Annotated in this window: 15 protein-coding genes; 10 read left to right on the forward strand and 5 right to left on the reverse strand. The window is 68.8% G+C overall.

Annotated features, from left to right (window positions below; all coding sequences use genetic code 11):
- The first annotated feature begins 32 nt into the window (after positions 1 to 32).
- The 3 genes from C8258_RS07455 (at position 33) to C8258_RS07465 (ending at position 3,347) form a co-directional block, all read left to right on the forward strand.
- The gene (locus tag C8258_RS07455) at positions 33 to 245 is read left to right on the forward strand and encodes a hypothetical protein (RefSeq protein ID WP_063065915.1); all 213 of its coding nucleotides are present in this window, start codon (positions 33 to 35) and stop codon (positions 243 to 245) included.
- Positions 246 to 344: 99 nt separating this feature from the next.
- Positions 345 to 2,522, forward strand: a complete 2,178-nt coding sequence (locus C8258_RS07460) for a S9 family peptidase (protein WP_106954624.1) — start codon at positions 345 to 347, stop codon at positions 2,520 to 2,522.
- A gap of 105 nt (positions 2,523 to 2,627) precedes the next feature.
- Complete coding sequence (locus C8258_RS07465; protein ID WP_106954515.1) at positions 2,628 to 3,347, forward strand: DUF2334 domain-containing protein; 720 nt, start codon at positions 2,628 to 2,630, stop codon at positions 3,345 to 3,347.
- A gap of 12 nt (positions 3,348 to 3,359) precedes the next feature.
- Here the strand turns inward: C8258_RS07465 and C8258_RS07470 are convergent, their stop codons facing one another.
- Complete coding sequence (locus C8258_RS07470) at positions 3,360 to 4,805, reverse strand: glutamate decarboxylase (RefSeq protein ID WP_106954516.1); 1,446 nt, start codon at positions 4,803 to 4,805, stop codon at positions 3,360 to 3,362.
- Positions 4,806 to 4,967: 162 nt separating this feature from the next.
- Here C8258_RS07470 and C8258_RS07475 point away from each other — a divergent pair, with 162 nt between their 5' ends.
- The gene (locus tag C8258_RS07475) at positions 4,968 to 6,338 is read left to right on the forward strand and encodes a dipeptidase (protein WP_106954517.1); all 1,371 of its coding nucleotides are present in this window, start codon (positions 4,968 to 4,970) and stop codon (positions 6,336 to 6,338) included.
- 25 nt (positions 6,339 to 6,363) lie between these two features.
- On the opposite strand, the gene C8258_RS07480 is transcribed toward C8258_RS07475, so the two are convergent.
- A complete protein-coding gene (locus C8258_RS07480; RefSeq protein WP_106954518.1) occupies positions 6,364 to 7,008 on the reverse strand; it encodes an MBL fold metallo-hydrolase in 645 nt (214 codons plus the stop codon).
- A gap of 180 nt (positions 7,009 to 7,188) precedes the next feature.
- Here C8258_RS07480 and purS point away from each other — a divergent pair, with 180 nt between their 5' ends.
- Both purS and purQ read left to right on the forward strand, forming a co-directional pair.
- Positions 7,189 to 7,425: a phosphoribosylformylglycinamidine synthase subunit PurS gene (purS, locus tag C8258_RS07485; RefSeq protein WP_030517414.1), complete on the forward strand. Its 237-nt coding sequence runs from the start codon at positions 7,189 to 7,191 to the stop codon at positions 7,423 to 7,425.
- A complete protein-coding gene (gene purQ, locus C8258_RS07490; protein ID WP_106954519.1) occupies positions 7,422 to 8,108 on the forward strand; it encodes a phosphoribosylformylglycinamidine synthase subunit PurQ in 687 nt (228 codons plus the stop codon). Before purS ends, purQ begins: the two co-directional genes overlap by 4 nt.
- A gap of 12 nt (positions 8,109 to 8,120) precedes the next feature.
- Here purQ and C8258_RS07495 read toward each other — a convergent pair whose 3' ends face one another.
- The gene (locus C8258_RS07495) at positions 8,121 to 9,263 is read right to left on the reverse strand and encodes a Glu/Leu/Phe/Val dehydrogenase dimerization domain-containing protein (protein WP_106954625.1); all 1,143 of its coding nucleotides are present in this window, start codon (positions 9,261 to 9,263) and stop codon (positions 8,121 to 8,123) included.
- Positions 9,264 to 9,681: 418 nt separating this feature from the next.
- Between C8258_RS07495 and C8258_RS07500 the strand changes: the two genes are divergently transcribed.
- The gene (locus C8258_RS07500; RefSeq protein ID WP_106954520.1) at positions 9,682 to 10,680 is read left to right on the forward strand and encodes a LysR family transcriptional regulator; all 999 of its coding nucleotides are present in this window, start codon (positions 9,682 to 9,684) and stop codon (positions 10,678 to 10,680) included.
- 21 nt (positions 10,681 to 10,701) lie between these two features.
- On the opposite strand, the gene C8258_RS07505 is transcribed toward C8258_RS07500, so the two are convergent.
- Complete coding sequence (locus tag C8258_RS07505; RefSeq protein ID WP_106954521.1) at positions 10,702 to 11,769, reverse strand: substrate-binding domain-containing protein; 1,068 nt, start codon at positions 11,767 to 11,769, stop codon at positions 10,702 to 10,704.
- Between the two features lie 45 nt (positions 11,770 to 11,814).
- On the opposite strand from C8258_RS07505, the gene C8258_RS07510 reads away from it, so the two are divergent.
- Positions 11,815 to 12,249, forward strand: a complete 435-nt coding sequence (locus C8258_RS07510; RefSeq protein WP_036497765.1) for a MarR family winged helix-turn-helix transcriptional regulator — start codon at positions 11,815 to 11,817, stop codon at positions 12,247 to 12,249.
- A gap of 69 nt (positions 12,250 to 12,318) precedes the next feature.
- Positions 12,319 to 13,647, forward strand: a complete 1,329-nt coding sequence (locus C8258_RS07515) for a M18 family aminopeptidase (RefSeq protein ID WP_106954522.1) — start codon at positions 12,319 to 12,321, stop codon at positions 13,645 to 13,647.
- Here the strand turns inward: C8258_RS07515 and C8258_RS07520 are convergent.
- The gene (locus C8258_RS07520; protein ID WP_233224927.1) at positions 13,617 to 14,912 is read right to left on the reverse strand and encodes a glycosyltransferase 87 family protein; all 1,296 of its coding nucleotides are present in this window, start codon (positions 14,910 to 14,912) and stop codon (positions 13,617 to 13,619) included. The two genes, C8258_RS07515 and C8258_RS07520, sit on opposite strands and share 31 nt — an antisense overlap.
- Before the next feature lie 233 nt (positions 14,913 to 15,145).
- Here C8258_RS07520 and purL point away from each other — a divergent pair, with 233 nt between their 5' ends.
- Positions 15,146 to 17,440, forward strand: a complete 2,295-nt coding sequence (gene purL, locus C8258_RS07525; RefSeq protein ID WP_106954524.1) for a phosphoribosylformylglycinamidine synthase subunit PurL — start codon at positions 15,146 to 15,148, stop codon at positions 17,438 to 17,440.

Raw genomic sequence — 17,440 nt, forward strand, 5'->3', positions numbered from 1 at the left:
GCACTGAAGGGACGACAAGGATGGAGCACCGCATGGCACCCGTCTTCGACAGTTGCGCGGTGGTGCCCCGGCACCTCACCGTCGAGCAGGCACACAACATCCTGCACAGTCACAGCAGCTGTCCCACCGACCAATGCCCGCGCCGCAAAGCCGCACTGTTCTTCCTGATGGAATCTCGTCGTTCGGCCCGCGGCAACGGGCGTGACCTGCGTCGGCCCGCACCGCGGACCACCGGCTTGGGGTAACGCGGACCGAGCTCGCGCCCCCGTGCTCGCCGATCGGCTCGTGTCGGCGGGCGTGGGGGTGCGCGCCCGGACCGGGCCACCGCGATTACGGTGGTCACCATGGCTCTCGACAGTGGTACCGGAACCATCCAGAACGCCGGCGACGACACGGCGGCGGTAACCCCGCCGGTGGCCAAGAAGGTCCCGGCCGAACGCACCCATCACGGTGACACCTTCGTCGATTTCTACGAGTGGCTGCGGGACAAGGACGATCCCGAGGTCATCGCCCATCTCGAGGCCGAGAACGCCTACACCGACGCCCAGACCGCCCACCTGGCCCCGCTGCGCGCGCGGATCTTCGACGAGATCAAATCGCGCACCCAGGAGACCGATATGTCGGTTCCGGCGCGGCTGGGTGACTACTGGTACTACTCGCGCAGTTTCGAAGGCAAGCAGTACGGCGTGCACTGCCGCTGCCCGATCGCCGATCGCGATGACTGGACTCCGCCGCAACTCGAGGTCGACATCGAGATCCCCGGTGAGGAGATTCTGCTCGACAGCAACGTGCTGGCCGAGGGGCACGACTTCTTCGCCCTCGGCGCCTATTCGATCAGCCACGACGGCACCCTGCTGGCCTATTCGACCGACACGGTCGGCGACGAGCGATATGTGCTGCGGTTCAAGGATCTACGCAGCGGCGAACTGCTCGGCGACGAGATTCCCGGCACCGCGCCGGGGGCGACCTGGTCACTGGACGGAACCCACGTCTTCTATCAGACCGTCGACGAATCCTGGCGGCCCGACACCGTGTGGCGCCACCGCCTCGGCACCGCGAAGACCGACGACGTCACGGTGTTCCACGAGCCCGACGAGCGCTACTGGGTCAGCATCGGCGCCACCCGCTCCGAGAAGTACCTGATGATCTGGGTCGGGTCGAAGATCACCACCGAGGGCTGGATTCTCGAATCCGACGATCCGGAGGGCGAGTTCCGGGTGCTGCTGCCGCGCCGCGAGGGTGTGGAGTATTCGGCCGAACACGCGGTGATCGGCGGACAGGACCGGCTGCTCATCCTGCACAACGATGTGGTCGACGGCGTGAAAGCCGAGAATTTCGTCCTCACCGAGGCGCCGGTGGACGATCCGGCGGCGATGACCATGCTCATCGGCCATCGCGACGATGTGCGGCTCGAGGACGTCGACTGCTTCCGTGATCATCTCGTGCTCTCGTATCGGCGCGAGGCGCTGCCGCGAGTCGCGGTGTGGCCGTTGACTTCCGAGGGCTACGGCGAGCTGCGCGAACTGGAATTCGGCCTGGAACTGTTCTCCGCCGGCGTGGGCTCCAACCCGGAATGGGCGCAGCCGACACTGCGGCTGGGCGTGACCTCGTTCATCACCCCGATGCAGGTCTTCGACTACACGCCCACCACCGGTGAGCTGATGCTGCGCAAACAGCAGCAGGTACTCGGCGGCTACGACCCGGACGACTATGTGCAGCACCGGGATTGGGCGACCGCGGCGGACGGCACCCGGATTCCGATCTCGGTGGTGCGCCGCCGCGACAGTGAGGGTTCCGGTCCGAAACCGTTGCTGCTCTACGGTTACGGCTCCTACGAGGCCAGTATCGACCCCGGTTTCTCGGTGTCGCGGCTGTCGCTGCTCGACCGCGGCATGGTGTTCGCGGTCGCCCATGTGCGCGGCGGTGGCGAGATGGGCCGGCTGTGGTACGAGAACGGCAAGACGCTCACCAAGAAGAACACCTTCACCGATTTCGTCTCCTGCGCGCGCCATCTCGTCGACACCGCCGTCACCACGCCGGAGGTGCTGGTGGCCGACGGTGGCAGTGCGGGTGGGCTGCTGATGGGTGCGGTGGCCAATCTGGCCCCCGAACTGTTCGCGGGCATCCTCGCCAACGTGCCGTTCGTGGATCCGCTCACCTCGATCCTGGACCCGTCGCTGCCGCTGACGGTCATCGAATGGGACGAGTGGGGCAATCCGCTGGAGGATCCGCAGGTCTACGCCTATATGAAGTCCTATTCGCCGTACGAGAACGTGGCGGCCGTGGACTATCCGGCGATCCTGGCGATCACCAGCATCAACGACACCCGCGTGCTCTACGTCGAGCCCGCGAAGTGGGTCGCCGCGCTGCGGGCCACGAAAACGGGCGATGCCCAGCTCCTGCTGAAGACGGAGATGAGCGCCGGGCACGGTGGCGTCAGCGGCCGCTACGAGAAGTGGAAGGAAGTCGCCTTCGAATACGCCTGGGTGCTCGACCGGGTCGGTCTCGGCGAGGTCGGCTGAGGACGGTTTCGGCCGGACCGTGCGGTCGGGTGCCCGCTCCGGGAATTCGTCGGGGCGTCACTTCGGCTGCACGGGGCCGACACCTGCCGCGCGCACAGTGGAGGCATGAGCGGCAACGACCGGGGGTTCGGGCAGCTGATCGTCTCGGTGTCGGGTATTCGCGACACCACACTGGACCAGGCGCGCGCCTTCGCGGCCGAGATGGACGGCCGCGGGGTACGGCTGTCGCTGCTGGTGGCGCCGCGGTTGAAGGGGAAATACCGGCTCACCGAGGATTCGCGGACCCAGCAGTGGCTGCGGGATCGGCGTGCCGCGGGTGACGCGATCGTGTTGCACGGCTACGACCAGGCCGCGACCAAACGTCGCCGCGCCGAATTCGCCGCGCTGCCCACCCACGAGGCGCGCCTGCGCCTGACCGCCGCCGATCGGGTGATGGAGCAGATCGGCCTGCGCACCCGGCTGTTCGCGGCACCGCGGTGGACGGCCTCCGAGGGCGCCGTCGCAGCCCTGCCCGAGGTCGGCTTCCGGCTGGCGCTGGGGTTGACCGCCATCCACGATCTGGAACGGGACACGGCGCAACGCTGCTGGGTGCACGGCGTCGGTGAGGGTTTCCGGGCCGAACCGTGGTGGTGCCACGCACTGATCATGAGCGCGGCTCGCATCGCGCGGCGCGGCGGAACGCTGCGGCTGGCCGTCTCGGCCGCGCAACTGTCCCGGCCCGGACCGCACCAGGCCATGCTGGACGCGGTCGATCTGGCGTTGTTCCACGAAGCGGTTCCGGATGTCTACCGCTGGGCGCCGTACGCCCTGCCGCACGCGGCGTGAGCAGGCTCGATCTCAGCGGACGTCGGCCTGGTCCTCGCCGGCCGCGCGCCGCACGTCCTGCGCTTCGGTGACGATCGCCTCGTCCGATACGACGGCGGTGGCGTCGTGGGTGAAGCCGCCGGCCTCCCTACGGGTGAGTGAGGTCGACAGCGGATGCTTCTTCAGCTGGTCGATGCAACGGTCGATATCGGCCAGCAGCAGATCGGCCATATCGTGGGTGAAGCCGTGCCGGACGACCGCGCGCATGATCGTCTCGTCCTGCCGGTCGGCGGGGAGCGGATAGGCGGCGATCAGCCAGCCGCGCGAGCGCAGCCGTTCCGACAAGTCGTACAGATTGAAGCCGGGATCCTCGCGCAGCCGCCACGACACCGCGCTGATGCCCCGGGTGGGGTTGCCGTCGTGGATCATCTCGAACAGCCCGGTCTCGGTGAGCCCGTGGGCCAGATGTTCGGCGACGCGGTAGATCGCCGACTGCAGCCGGGTGTAACCCGTGCGGCCGAGCCGGATGAAGTCGTAGTACTGGGTGATCGCCTGACCGCCGGGACGGGAGAAGTTCAGATTGAAGGTGGCCATACTGCCGCCGAGGTAGTCGACGTTGAACACGAGTTCGTCCGGGAGGTCGGCGGCCGTGCGCCAGAGCGCCCAACCGGCGCCCAGCGGGGCCAGGCCGGTCTTGTGCCCGGAGGCGTTGATCGACTTCACTCGCGCCAGCCGGAAGTCCCACACCAGATCCGGCGCCGTGAACGGGGCGAGGAATCCACCGCTGGCGGCATCGACGTGCAGCGGGATGTCCAGGCCGGTGCGGGCCTCCAGATCGTCGAGGGCCGCGCTCATCGCGGCGACGTCCTCGAACAGTCCGGTGAAGGTCTGTCCCATCGTCGCGACGACCATGATCGTATTCGAATCACAGTGTGCGGCAATGTCATCCGGCTCCAGTGTGTACCGGTTCCCGCGCAGCGGCACCTGCCGGATCTCGACGTCGAAATACCGCGCGAACTTCTCCCAGCACACCTGCACCGGGCCGCAGACGAAATTGGGGATGCCCTGGCCGCCGTTCTTGCGCCAGCGCGTCTTCGCGGCCAGGCCGCCGAGCATCGCCGCCTCACTGGACCCGATGGTGGAGGTGCCGCGCGTCGAACCGGGATCGGGGCAGTGCCACAGGTCGGCCACCATGTGCACGCACCGGCGCTCGAGTTCGGCGGTCTGCGGATATTCGTCCTTGTCGACGATGTTCTTCGCCAGGCTCTGCGCCATCAGCCGCCGGGCGTTGTCGTCGATCCAGGTGGTGCAGAAGGTGGCCAGATTCATCCGCGACACGCCGTCGAGCATCAGCTCGTCGTGCACGATCTGATAGGCCTCCGGGCCCGGCATCTCGCGGTGCGGAAAGTGGTGTTTGGGTGCGCCGCGATCCAGATCGGGCATCGCGAACAGGTCGTCGGATTCCGATGATGCAGACATCTCGTCCTCTCCGGTGGTCGGATCGCGGTCGATCTCTCCCTCATCATGCCCCGCCGCGGTAGCGGGGCGGTCGCGTACGCGAGGGACAAATCGGGCGAATTCCGGCCCGCGCCGCGCCCGGCGCCGATGCGGCCGATCCCGGAAGGGAGTTAGGTTGGGTACATGACCGACGAATCTCGGACGGCGGCCCTGCGCGAACAGGTGCGCGCCTTGATGCCGCAGGCGAAAGCCGATCTGGCCCAGTTGGTTTCGTATCGGTCCGTGGCCGATGCGCGGCAGTTTCCGCCGGAGGAATGTCATCGGGCGGCGCGATGGGTCGCCGACGCCTTCGCCGGCCTCGGTCTCACCGACGTCGGCCTGCACGAGACGCCCGACGGTAGCGAGGCGGTCGTGGCCCGGTATCCGGCTCCGCCCGGCGCTCCCACGGTGCTGCTGTACAGCCACTACGACGTGCAGCCGCCGGTGGACGAGGCCGCCTGGGAGACGCCGGTGTGGGAGCTCACCGAGCGCGACGGCCGCTGGTACGGGCGCGGCGCGGCGGACTGCAAGGGCAATATCGTCGTCCACCTGACCGCCCTGCGGGCGCTGCGGAACACGCTGGGAGACAAGGGTTATCCGGTCGGCATCACGCTGGTCTGCGAGGGCTCCGAGGAGCAGGGCACCGGCGGTCTGGAGGAATTCGTTCCGCGGCACGCGGACCTGCTGCGCGCCGACGCACTGCTGATCGGTGACTGCGGTAATTTCGCGGCGGGCGTCCCGACCTTCACCCAGACCCTGCGCGGAAACGTGAACGTGCTCGTCACCGTCGAAACCCTCTCCGGCCCTTTACATTCCGGCATGTTCGGTGGGGCCGCTCCGGATGCCGTCGCCGCCCTGATCCGCCTACTCGCGACGCTGCGGGACGAACACGGGAACACCACGGTGGACGGGTTGGCGGCCGATCAGGTCTGGGACGGCGCGCAGTATCCGGTCGAGCAGTTCCGGGTCGACGCCGGCATCCTCGACGGTGTGCAGGTGCTGGGCAGCGGCAGTATCTCGGACATGCTCTGGGCGCGCCCGGCCCTGACCGTACTGGGCATCGATGTGCCGCCGGTGGTGGGATCGGCGGCGGCCGTCCAGCCGAGCGCGCGGGCCCGATTGAATCTGCGGATCCCGCCCGGCGTCGATCCGGCTCCGGCCTTGAAAGCCCTTACCGCGCATCTGGAATCGCATACGCCATGGGGTGCGCGGGTGCGGGTCGAGACCGAGGGCGTCGGTGCGCCGTTCCGGTCCGGGACCGGCGGCCCGGCGCGGCTGGCGATGGAGGACGCCTTCGCCGCCGCCTACGGCCGCACCGCCACCACGCAGGGGCAGGGCGGTTCGATTCCCCTGTGCAACGTCTTCGCCGAGACCTATCCCGACGCCGAGATCATGCTGCTCGGCGTCGAGGAGCCGAAATGCCTCATCCACGCCCCGAACGAGAGTGTCGATCCCAGCGAGATCGAGCATGTGGCGCTGGCGGAGGCATTGTTCCTGTCCTCGTATACGCGGTGAGGGGTTCGAGGACCGGAGGCGCCCGCTAGAAGGTCTTGTTGTCCTCCGGCTCGATGAGCGCGAATTCGGTATCGGCCGGGCGCATTTCGGACAGGCGGCCGAAGTAGATGCCCTGTGCCTCCGGCGCGATGATGCCGTAGTGGATGGGGACGGCGGTGCGCGGCGCCACGGCGCGCAGATAGTCCACCGCCTCGCTGATCTTCATCCACGGCGCGACCGCCGGCACCGCCAGCACTCCGACCGATACCGGCGGCACCCACAGCGAATCGCCCGGGTGCACGAACTGTGCCGGATCGTCGGCGGTGCCGAGCTGGAAGACGGTGTTGTCGACGACCGGCAGCTCCGGATGGATCACCGCGTGCTTGCCGCCGCCCCCGGTGATCTGCAGATCACCGATGGTGACGATATTGCCGGCGTGTACGGCCTGCCACGGTTCACCGCGCTGCTGTGCGGTCTGCGGATCGCTGAGCAGGCGGGCGCTCGGATTCGCGTCGACCAGGGCCTCGATCCGGTTGGGATCGATGTGGTCGGGATGCTGATGGGTGACAGCGATCGCGTCGAGACCCGTGATGCCTTCGAAGCCGTGCGAGAAAGTGCCCGGATCGAACAGGATCTTCGTGCCGTTCAATTCGACGAGGACGCAGGAATGACCGAAGTGGGCGATGCGCATGGATTCACGCTATATCCCCCGGCCGCAGCGTGGGCCCGGAGGCGGCAGCCTGCGTAACCAGGGAGGCCGGCCGACAGGCGCTGTGACGTCCCTCGCAGGGGCCGCGGCCCGGCGCGGCGCCCGGGAGTAGCCCCGATTAAGCTGTTGTGGTAATCCCCCCACCAGCTTGAGGAGCAACGCGTGGCACGAGTTGTGGTCGAGGTGATGCCGAAGGCCGAGATCCTGGATCCCCAGGGTCAGGCCATCGCCGGCGCGCTCGGACGCCTGGGTTTCCCGGGTGTGTCGGATGTGCGGCAGGGCAAGCGGTTCGAACTCGACATCGACGACAGCGTCAGCGATGCCGAGCTCGAGAAGATCGCCGAGGCCCTGCTCGCCAACACGGTGATCGAGGACTGGAAAGTGGTGCGGCTGCCGTGACCAGCTCTGCGCGAATCGGTGTCATCACCTTCCCCGGCACGCTCGACGACGTCGACGCGGCGCGCGCGGTCCGGCTGGCCGGCGCCGAAGCGGTGAGCCTGTGGCATGCCGACGCCGTCCTCAAGGGTGTCGACGCGGTGGTTGTGCCGGGTGGATTCTCCTACGGCGACTATCTGCGCGCCGGTGCCATCGCACGGTTCGCGCCCGTGATGGGCAAGGTCGTCGAGGCCGCCGGTAAGGGTATGCCGGTGCTGGGAATCTGCAACGGTTTCCAGGTGCTGTGCGAGGCCGGACTGCTGCCGGGCGCGCTGACCCGCAACGAGGGTCTGCACTTCGTCTGCCGGGATCAGTGGCTGCGGGTGGAGTCCACCGCGACCGCGTGGTCCTCGCGCTACGACGCGGGTGCCCAGATCCTGGTCCCGGTGAAGAACGCCGAGGGCCGTTACCAGGCCTCACAGGCCGTGCTCGACGAACTCGAGGGCGAGGGCCGGGTGGTCTTCCGCTACGTGGGCGGCAACCCCAACGGTTCGCAGCGCGATATCGCCGGCATCGCCTCGCCGAACGGTCGCGTCGTCGGTCTCATGCCGCACCCGGAACACGCCACCGAGCCGCTGACCGGGCCGAGTGACGACGGACTGGGAATCTTCCTGTCGGTCCTCGACAGCCTCGTCACCACGGCCTGATCGGATCGTCGCTCAAGGAATCACGACCGCCTCGGTGGTCGGTGCCGGGTCTTCCGCCCAGCGCCGGCCGGTCTCGCGCGGCGTGATGCCGTCGTCGGTCCAGGCGGACAGCAACCGCGCGACCTTGGTGTGCATGGTGGTGCGCAGCCGATCGAAGGATGTGTCCGGCACGTCGTCGACCTGACCGAGCAGCAGCCACCACGCCCAGGCGACCGCACCGGCATTGGCGACGAAGTCCGGCAGCACCGGAACGCCGCGGGCGGCGAGCATGGCCTCCGCCTCCGGGGTGGTGGCGGCGTTGGCCGCCTCGACGACCACGCGGGCGCGCACGTCGAACGAGTTGTCCGGCGTGATCGCGTACGAGATGGCCGCAGGAACCAGAATGTCGACCTCGGCGGACAGCACCGCGGTGCGTGGCAGTTGCTCGACATCGGCCGGCAGCCGGGAGCGATCGATCTCGCCGTAGTCGTCGCGCAGCTCCAGGAGTGCCGGGATATCGAGTCCGCCGGCCCGGTGCAGGGCCCCGGCGGCATCGGCCACGGTGGTGACGCGCATACCCGCCTCGTGCAGGTAGTAGGCCGCGGCGCCGCCCATCGTGCCGACGCCCTGGATCGCGACCGTCGTCTCGGCCGGCATCCGGCCCCAGGAGACGGCCGTGGCGAGGCAGGCGTGCGCGACACCGTAGCCGCCGATCACATCGCCCAGCAGGAAACCGCCCTCGACCGCCGCGTTCAGGCCGTCGCGGACCCGTTCCAGGGTGGCGGCCGGATCGGCGGCGCGACGGATCGCGGCGTGATAGCTCTGGCCCAGGCCCAGCTTCTCGAAGATCTCGTCGATCAGATGCTGCGGGACGCCCAGGTCCTCCGCGGTCACCCAGTGCGCGTCGATCCACGGGCGCATGGCCTCGCAGAATCGCTCCAGCACGCCGACGGCGCGCGGATCTTTCGGGTCGAAGTCGATACCGCCCTTCGCACCGCCGATCGGCAGGTCGAAGGTCGCGGTCTTGGCGGCCATCCCGCGCGCCAGATCTTCCACCTCGCTCAACGTGCAGCCGGCGCGCATGCGGGTGCCGCCCGTGGCCAGTCCGCCGCGCAGGGTGTGGACGACGAGGTAGCCGACGGCACCGGTGGCCGCGTCGGTCCACTGCAGTCGCATATACGGCTCGGGGCGGCGGATTGCGGGATTGCCCGGGCCGGTCGCGGGCAGCGCCGGAATGGTCGGGGGAACCGCCGGAATGGTCGCGGCGACTGCCGGGACGGTTGTGGGCACTGCCGGGACGGCGTGTGCGGTGCTCTCGGCCGGATTGTGGATCGTCGTCACGGCGAACTACCTCCTTCGGGTTCGGATGGTCCGACCACCATCCGCGCGGAACGTCGAGTCGCGCGACGATCGGCGTCCGGACCACGTCGTCCCGGCTGGTGATTCGCTGTCACCAGCGTGCGTCCCGCCCGATCACACGTCTATTTACGGTTCGTTCACGGCCATGTTCAGTGTTTCTGCACAGCGCTCCTGGTTTCCGCACAGCGTCGTCAGCCGCGCGTACGGTTTCCGTCCACCGCTTACGCTCGATGCCATGGATCTGTCGCTGCCCCGACTGCGCATGCTGCGCGAGCTCCATCGGCGCGGCACGATCACCGCGGCCGCGAGTGCGCTGCACTACACGGCGTCGGCGGTGTCGCAGCAACTCGCGCAGTTGGAGCGGGACGTGGGGCTGCGCCTGTTCGAGCGGCGCGGGCGCCGGCTGCAGCTCACCGATCGCGGGGTGCTGCTCGCCGAGCACGCCGAGGAGATCCTCGCCTCGGTGGAGCGGGCGACACAGGCGCTCGAGGAGTCCGGGGAGTCGGTGTCGGCGACCCTCACCGCCGGAGTGTGGGCCTCGGTCGCCTCGGGGCTGCTGCCCGACGCGCTCACCGCGCTCGCCCGCGCCCACCCGGGCATTCTGGTGCGGACCAGGGAACTCGCGCCGGAGGCGACGGCCGCCGCGGTGCGCGACGGCACTCTGGACCTGTCGTTCGTGCTCGATTATTCGAATTATCCGATGACCTGGGACCGCGGTCTGGAACGTGCCGTCATCGCGGTCGAGCGGCTCTATGCGGCGGTTCCGGCCGGAGCGGTGCCGGCACGGACGGCGACGCTGGCGGATCTGGCCGAACATCCGTGGATCCTCGCGCCCGCTCGCTCCCATTTCGGTCATGCGGTGCGGCTGGCCTTCCAATCCGGCGGGGTGGCACCGCGCATCGACCACGAGGTGGAGGAGCAGTCGACCGCGATGGCGTTGGTCGCGGCCGGACTGGGCGTCACGCTGGTCTCGGATCTGGGGCTGGCGCTGCGACCGGCGGGCGTGGATATCGTCGGACTCGGCGAGGGGCTCACCAGGACCGTCTCGCTGGCCTACCGCACCAATACGGCACGCCGGGCGGCGCTGCTGTTCGTCGTCAACGCGGTCCGGGCCGCCGCCGTCGACAAGGGACTCGGTCCGGACCGGCCGCTGCTCGCCGCACCGGGCCCGGAAACCGTTGCGCCACCGAATGATTCGGTCGAGATCGCCCACAAGGCGCTCGGACTCGAGTGAGCCGGGCGCCGGTGCCCGGCGTCAGTACAGGGTGTCCAGAATCCGCAGATCCACGCCCTCCGCGCGGGCGATCAGGCTGGGCGGGCGGACCACGTGATTGTCGCGGTACATCCGCGCACCCGACGGCGTCTCCAGCACCACCCCGTCCTCGAGCGCGGCCCGCATCCGCGGCACCTCGAGGGAGCCGACGGCATGGGCCATCGCTCGCAGCGTGTGCAGCGCCTCGTAGGCGGTGTTGCCGAAGTAGGTGAGTTTCGGCGCGAAGCGGCCGTGCATGTGGTGGTAGCGCGCGAGCCGGTCGGGATCGGCGTTCACGTTCGGGAACAGACTGGACGCGACATAGAGATCGGTGTTGGCGCCGGGACCGGCGGCGAGCAGGAGCTGTTCGTCGACGACCGGGCTGACCCGCAATTGCGTCGCGGCCCGGCCCATCGCGGTGAACTGCTGATTGAACCGGACCGCGTCCATCCCGACCAGCAGCATCACGATGCCGTCGACCCGGTCCAGCAGCGGATCGGTGAGGATCGATCCGAAGTCCCGGGTGCCCAGCGGCACATAGCGCTCGTAGTGGACGGCCTCGCGGTACGCGGCACGGACGTCGCGACCGGTGGCCACCGGCCAGATGTAGTCGTTGCCGATGATCGCCCAGTGCCGGGTGCCGAATTCCCGCGACAGCCACCGCATGGCCGGCAGGATGTGGCCGCTGGGCGCCTCGCCGATCATCACCACCTCGGCCGGTTCGTTCGGCAACTCCTCGTAGACGTTGGCGAACAGATAGGGGACGCGCCCGCCGGTGACCCGGGCAACCGCCTGGCGTACCGCCGAGATGTGCCAGCCGGTGATCGCATCGACCATTCCGGTGGCCAGCAGCGCCGAGACCTCGTCGGCCACCTCGGCCGGACTGCGGCCGCCGTCGATGGTCGTCACCCGCACCTGGCGGCCCAGAATTCCTGTGCCACCGTTGATTTCTTTTGCGGCCAAGGAAATCGCGGCTTCACAGGACGGCGCGACAATTCCGACGGGGCCCTGCAGCGGGACGATATTCAGTACCTCGACCACTTCGTCCGGGCTCTCGCCGAAGGAGAACATTCGGTACCCTTCTTCGTATCCGAGCGAAATGATGGGGCGGAGAATATGTCGACCATTGTAAGTGGCGTCGCCACGCTGCACGGGGCGCTGCGCGCTGCGGAACGCGGTTGGCTCCGGCACCTCGACGCGGCACTGTGTGCCAGGCAGTTGACCGCCGACCAGTGGGCCATGCTGTCGAATCTGTCCGACCGCTCCGGCATCACCATGAGCGAGCTGGCGGTTCGCGCCCAGCTACCGCCCTCGTCGGCCACCCGCCACGCCGACGCCCTGGCCGAACGCGGCCTGATTTTTCGAATTGCGGCCGAGGACGATCGCCGCCGCATTCTCATCGGATTGACCCACCGCGGCAAGGATCTGGTGGATTCGGTGCGCGAGCAGGAGTCACTGGCCGAAGAGGAATTGCGGAAACGAATCGGCGCGCGAAATCACGCGGAATTGCTCCGGCTACTCGAGTTGATGGTCGAGACGCAGTCGGAGTGATCCCGTTCGGGGTGCGACGGCCGACTCGGCAAAAATACGGCAATTCCGGCAGCCGTTAGGATCGCCGGTATGCCGGTCTCCACCACCGCGACGGCCTCCGGGCTGTGCGCCTTCGTCGATGCCTCGCCGTCCCCGTTCCACGTATGCCGCACCGTGGCAGCCGAATTGGCGGCCCACGGATTCACCGAACTGCCCGAGGCCCGGCCGTGGGCCGAGGCGAACGGGGGAGTGGGCCGCTACTTCGTGATCCGCGGCGGATCGCTGGTGGCATGGGCCGCGAAGAACACCGATCCGGCCGGGGCGTTCCGGGTGGTCGGCGCGCATACCGACAGCCCGAATCTGCGCGTCAAACAGCATCCCGATATGGCCGTCGCGGGCTGGCAGATGATCGGCCTGGAACCCTACGGCGGCGCGTGGCTCAATTCCTGGCTGGACCGCGATCTCGGCATCTCCGGCCGGCTCACCGTGCGCGAGGGCGACGGGCTGGGGCAGCGGCTGGTGCGTATCGATGACCCGCTGGTGCGGGTGCCGCAACTGGCCATCCACCTGTCCGAGGACCGCCGCGGGGTGACGCTGGATCCGCAACGCCATGTCAACGGCATCTGGGGGCTGGGGGAGCGGCCGCGTTCGTTCATCGCCTACGTCGCCGAGCAGGCCGGCGTCCCCGCCGGCGACGTGCTCGGATGGGAACTGATGACCCACGACCTGGAACCGAGCCGGGTGGTCGGGCGCGATCAGGATCTGGTGAGCGCGCCGCGGCTGGACAATCAGGCCACCTGCTACGCCGGACTGCACGCGTTCCTGGCCGCCGCCGACCGGGACGGCGACGTCACCCCGGTGCTGGCGATGTTCGATCACGAGGAGGTCGGCAGCCAATCCGACCGCGGCGCGCAATCGGATCTGCTGCCCGCGATCCTGGAGCGGATCGTGCTCGCCCGCGGCGGTGGTCGCGCGGATTACCTTGCGGCACTGGCGGGTTCGATCTGCGCCTCCGGCGATATGGCCCATGCCACCCACCCCAACTATCCGGACCGGCACGAGCCCTCGCATCGCATCGAGGTCGGCGGTGGCCCGGTGCTGAAGGTGAACCAGAATCTGCGCTACGCCACCGACGCGGTCGGCGCCGGAGCCTTCGCCCTGGCCTGTGCGCAGGCCGGCGTGCCGTTGCAGCGGTACGTGCATCGCGCGGATCTGCCGTGCGGTTCGACCATCGGCCCGATGACCGCGGCACGCACCGGCATGCCGACCGTCGACGTGGGCGCACCGCAGCTGGCGATGCATTCGGCCCGCGAACTGATGGGCGCCGCGGACGTGCACTCCTATTCGGCGGCGCTGGCGGCCTTCCTCACCCCGGCGGGCCGCGTCGCTCACGCCGAATCGGACACCGTGGGCCGGTAGGCGATCGCCGCGATCACCAGGGCGGCGAAGGTCACCAGCACATAGCTGCTGCCGATGATCTGCTGCCACCACGCCCAGCGCAGTTCGCGGTCGGCGTTGTGCGGCAGCACCCACTGCGGGCCGACCATGAACAGCACGGTGACAGCGGCGGTGACCGCGATCCACATCCGCCGCCGCCGCGCCGCGCGCCCCGGTGTGTCCGGGGCGTCCGCGGCCGGCATCCGGGCGATCAGGTCGCCCGCGACCAGGAGCGCCGGGGCGACCCACACCCAGTGGTGCGACCACGAGACCGGCGAGACCAGCAGGACCGCGGCCGAATTGACCAGCAGCGCGGATACCTGGTGGCCGGCGTCGAGCAGCCGCTTCATCCAGAGCGCGGCCAGTCCGATCGCGATGAGCGACAACCCGATCCAGATCCCCGTCGCGGCCGCGTCGGAGACGCCCAGGCGGAATGCGAAACCCTTGAGCGACTGATTGCCCGCGTACTGCGGCGGGCCGATGCGACCGGTATCCATCAGCGTGTGGAACCAGTATTCGGTGGAATCGTGCGGGAACAGCAGGAATGCCAGCGCGATCGCGCCGATCGCCGAGGCGATGAGGGTCAGGCACGCCCGCCAGTCCCGGCGCAGCAGGAAGTACAGTAGATAGCCGGCCGGAATCAGCTTCACCGACACCGTGATTCCGATCAGCATGCCGCGCGGCCAGAACGGTTTGCGCACCAACGCGTCGAGCGCGACGGCCGCCATCAGGATCAGATTGATCTGGCCGAAGTTGTAGGTCTGGCGCACCGGTTCGGACAGGCCGAGTACGGCGAGCGCCCCGATCAGCAGAATCACCCGGGTGGAGCGGTCCATCCCCGGCCGCACCCGGACCAGCACCAGCCACAGCGTGACCGCCAGGCTCGCCATCGAGGTGAGCAGCACCAGCCATTCGGCGACGGCGAGCGGCATCAGCGCGAGCGGCGCGAAGAACAGCGCGGCCAGCGGCGGATAGGTGAAGGGCAGCCCGATGCCGTGGACCTTGGGCATCGGCCCGTACAGGTCGCCGCCGTCGAGCCACGTGTGCGCGCCGTTGCGGTAGACCTGGAGATCGATGTAGCCGGTCCAGATGTGGGCGGCCCAGGAGACGATCGCCGAGACGACGAACAGGGCAATCGCGATCATGAGCAGCCGTCGCTGCCGAGTCGTCAGCCCCCCGGTGGACCGCGCGGACGACGTGGTCGCGGGCAGTTCGTCCGGATCCGCGACCCTGGATCGATCGTTCACCGGCTCAGCGTACCGGTGAACAGGTGCTGCCTGGTCGTGGTGGGTTTGGCACCCACTAGGCAATTTCGTTTGCAGTCCAATGGGCCGCCCTCCGTGGTAACACTCCGCTGCCTCCTCCGGGCGGCCCATTAGACTGGCGTGGACTCCCCATCCGCGTGCATTCCGTCTCTCACTCCAGCGTCGGAGCTCGTAGCTGCACGTTTGCCCGGCCGAAAGGACCTAGGTAGCCCACCGTGACTGTCCACGTCGACACCGTCAGCGCCGCCGCAGCCACCCCGGATACCCCGCAGCCGTACAAGGAGCTGGGTCTCAAGGACGACGAATACGCGCGCATCCGCGACATTCTGGGCCGTCGCCCCACCGATGCCGAGCTGGCGATGTACTCGGTGATGTGGAGCGAACACTGCTCCTACAAATCCTCGAAGGTGCATCTGCGCTACTTCGGCCAGACCACCACCGACGAGATGCGCGCCTCCATGCTGGCCGGTATCGGCGAGAACGCGGGCGTGGTGGACATCGGTGACGGCTGGGCGGTCACCTTCAAGGTGGAAAGCCACAACCACCCCTCCTACGTCGAGCCGTATCAGGGTGCGGCCACCGGCGTCGGCGGCATCGTGCGCGACATCATGGCGATGGGCGCGCGGCCGATCGCGGTGATGGACCAGCTGCGCTTCGGCGCTGCCGACCACCCCGACACCCGGCGCGTGGTCGACGGTGTGGTGCGCGGTGTCGGCGGCTACGGCAACTCCCTCGGCCTGCCCAATATCGGCGGCGAGACCGTGTTCGACGCCTCCTATCAGGGCAATCCGCTGGTGAACGCGCTGTGCGCGGGTGTGATGCGGGTGGAGGATCTGCACCTGGCCTTCGCCTCCGGCACCGGCAACAAGATCGTGCTGTTCGGCGCACGGACCGGTCTGGACGGCATCGGCGGTGTGTCGGTGCTGGCCTCGGACACCTTCTCGGGTGACGAATCCGGTTCCGGCCGTAAGAAACTGCCCAGCGTGCAGGTGGGTGACCCGTTCGCCGAGAAGGTGCTCATCGAGTGCTGTCTCGAGCTGTACCACGCCGGACTGGTGGTCGGTATCCAGGATCTCGGCGGCGCCGGATTGTCCTGTGCGACATCGGAGTTGGCGGCGGCCGGCGACGGCGGTATGCGTATCGACCTGGACAAGGTGCCGCTGCGCGCGGCGAATATGACCCCCGCGGAGGTGCTTTCCAGCGAATCGCAGGAACGTATGTGCGCGGTGGTGACGCCCGACAACGTCGAGGCGTTCATGGCCGTGTGCCACAAGTGGGATGTGCTGGCCACCGTGATCGGCGAGGTCACCGACGGCGACCGCCTGGTGGTGAACTGGCACGGCGAAACCGTGGTGGACGTGCCGCCGCGCACCGTCGCGCACGAGGGCCCCGTCTACGAGCGGCCCGTGCAGCGCCCTGAGGAGCAGGACGCACTGGTCGCCGACACCACCGCCGGGCTGGTCCGGCCGAAGTCCGGCGACGACCTACGGGCCACGCTGCTGAAGTTGATCTCCAGCCCGCAGCTGTGCAGCCGCAAGTGGATCGTCGAGCAGTACGACCGCTACGTGCGCGGCAACACGGTGCTGGCCGAACATGCCGACGCGGGCGTGATCCGCATCGACGAGGAGTCCGGCCGCGGCATCGCGCTGGCCACCGACGCCTCGGGTCGCTACACCAAACTCGACCCGTACACCGGCGCGCAGCTGGCGCTGGCCGAGGCCTATCGCAATGTCGCCAGCACCGGCGCCACCCCGAAGGCCGTCACCAACTGCCTCAACTTCGGCTCCCCCGAGGATCCGGGCGTGATGTGGCAGTTCCAGCAGGCCGTGCGCGGCCTCGCGGACGGCTGTGTGGCCCTGGGCATTCCGGTCACCGGCGGCAACGTCAGCTTCTACAACCAGACCGGGCAGACCGCGATCCTGCCGACCCCGGTGGTCGGCGTGCTCGGCGTCATCGACGATGTGCACCGGCGCATTCCGACCGGATTCGGCACCGAACCGGGTGAGACGCTGATTCTGCTCGGCGAGACCCGCGACGAATTCGACGGATCGATCTGGTCGCAGGTCGAGCACGAGCACCTGGGCGGTGTGCCGCCGCGGGTGGACTTCGCCCGCGAACAGTTGCTCGCCGAGGTGCTGACCGCCGGGTCTCGCGACGGAATGATCAGCGCCGCGCACGATCTCAGCGAGGGCGGACTGGCCCAGGCGGTGGTCGAAGGGGCGCTGGCCGGTGAAACCGGTGTGCGCATCCTGCTTCCCGAGGGCGACGACCCGTTCGTCACGCTGTTCTCGGAATCGGCCGGACGCGTCCTGGTCGCCGTACCGCGCTCGGAGGAGACGCGTTTCACCAAGATGTGCACCGCGCGCGAACTGCCGTGGGTGCGCATCGGCGTCGTGGATCAGGGCTCGGACTCGGTCGAGGTGCAGGGCCAGTTCTCGATCACGATGGACGAACTGCGCACCGCCCACGAGGGCACGCTGCCCGCGCTGTTCGGCGCCACCGCGAAGTGA

Origin of the sequence: Nocardia sp. MDA0666 (genome assembly GCF_003023875.1) — a bacterium.
In the GTDB taxonomy this organism is placed as follows: domain Bacteria; phylum Actinomycetota; class Actinomycetes; order Mycobacteriales; family Mycobacteriaceae; genus Nocardia; species Nocardia aobensis.

Bases quoted from the DNA above. Each gene is read 5' to 3' on its own strand.
- C8258_RS07475 (WP_106954517.1), top strand. From the start codon at position 4,968: ATGACCGACGAATCTCGGACGGCGGCCCTGCGCGAACAGGTGCGCGCC.
- C8258_RS07470 (WP_106954516.1), bottom strand. From the start codon at position 4,805: ATGTCTGCATCATCGGAATCCGACGACCTGTTCGCGATGCCCGATCTG.
- C8258_RS07465 (WP_106954515.1), top strand. From the start codon at position 2,628: ATGAGCGGCAACGACCGGGGGTTCGGGCAGCTGATCGTCTCGGTGTCG.
- C8258_RS07515 (WP_106954522.1), top strand. From the start codon at position 12,319: ATGCCGGTCTCCACCACCGCGACGGCCTCCGGGCTGTGCGCCTTCGTC.
- C8258_RS07480 (WP_106954518.1), bottom strand. From the start codon at position 7,008: ATGCGCATCGCCCACTTCGGTCATTCCTGCGTCCTCGTCGAATTGAAC.
- C8258_RS07505 (WP_106954521.1), bottom strand. From the start codon at position 11,769: ATGTTCTCCTTCGGCGAGAGCCCGGACGAAGTGGTCGAGGTACTGAAT.
- C8258_RS07460 (WP_106954624.1), top strand. From the start codon at position 345: ATGGCTCTCGACAGTGGTACCGGAACCATCCAGAACGCCGGCGACGAC.
- C8258_RS07495 (WP_106954625.1), bottom strand. From the start codon at position 9,263: ATGCGACTGCAGTGGACCGACGCGGCCACCGGTGCCGTCGGCTACCTC.
- C8258_RS07510 (WP_036497765.1), top strand. From the start codon at position 11,815: ATGTCGACCATTGTAAGTGGCGTCGCCACGCTGCACGGGGCGCTGCGC.
- C8258_RS07455 (WP_063065915.1), top strand. From the start codon at position 33: ATGGCACCCGTCTTCGACAGTTGCGCGGTGGTGCCCCGGCACCTCACC.
- C8258_RS07500 (WP_106954520.1), top strand. From the start codon at position 9,682: ATGGATCTGTCGCTGCCCCGACTGCGCATGCTGCGCGAGCTCCATCGG.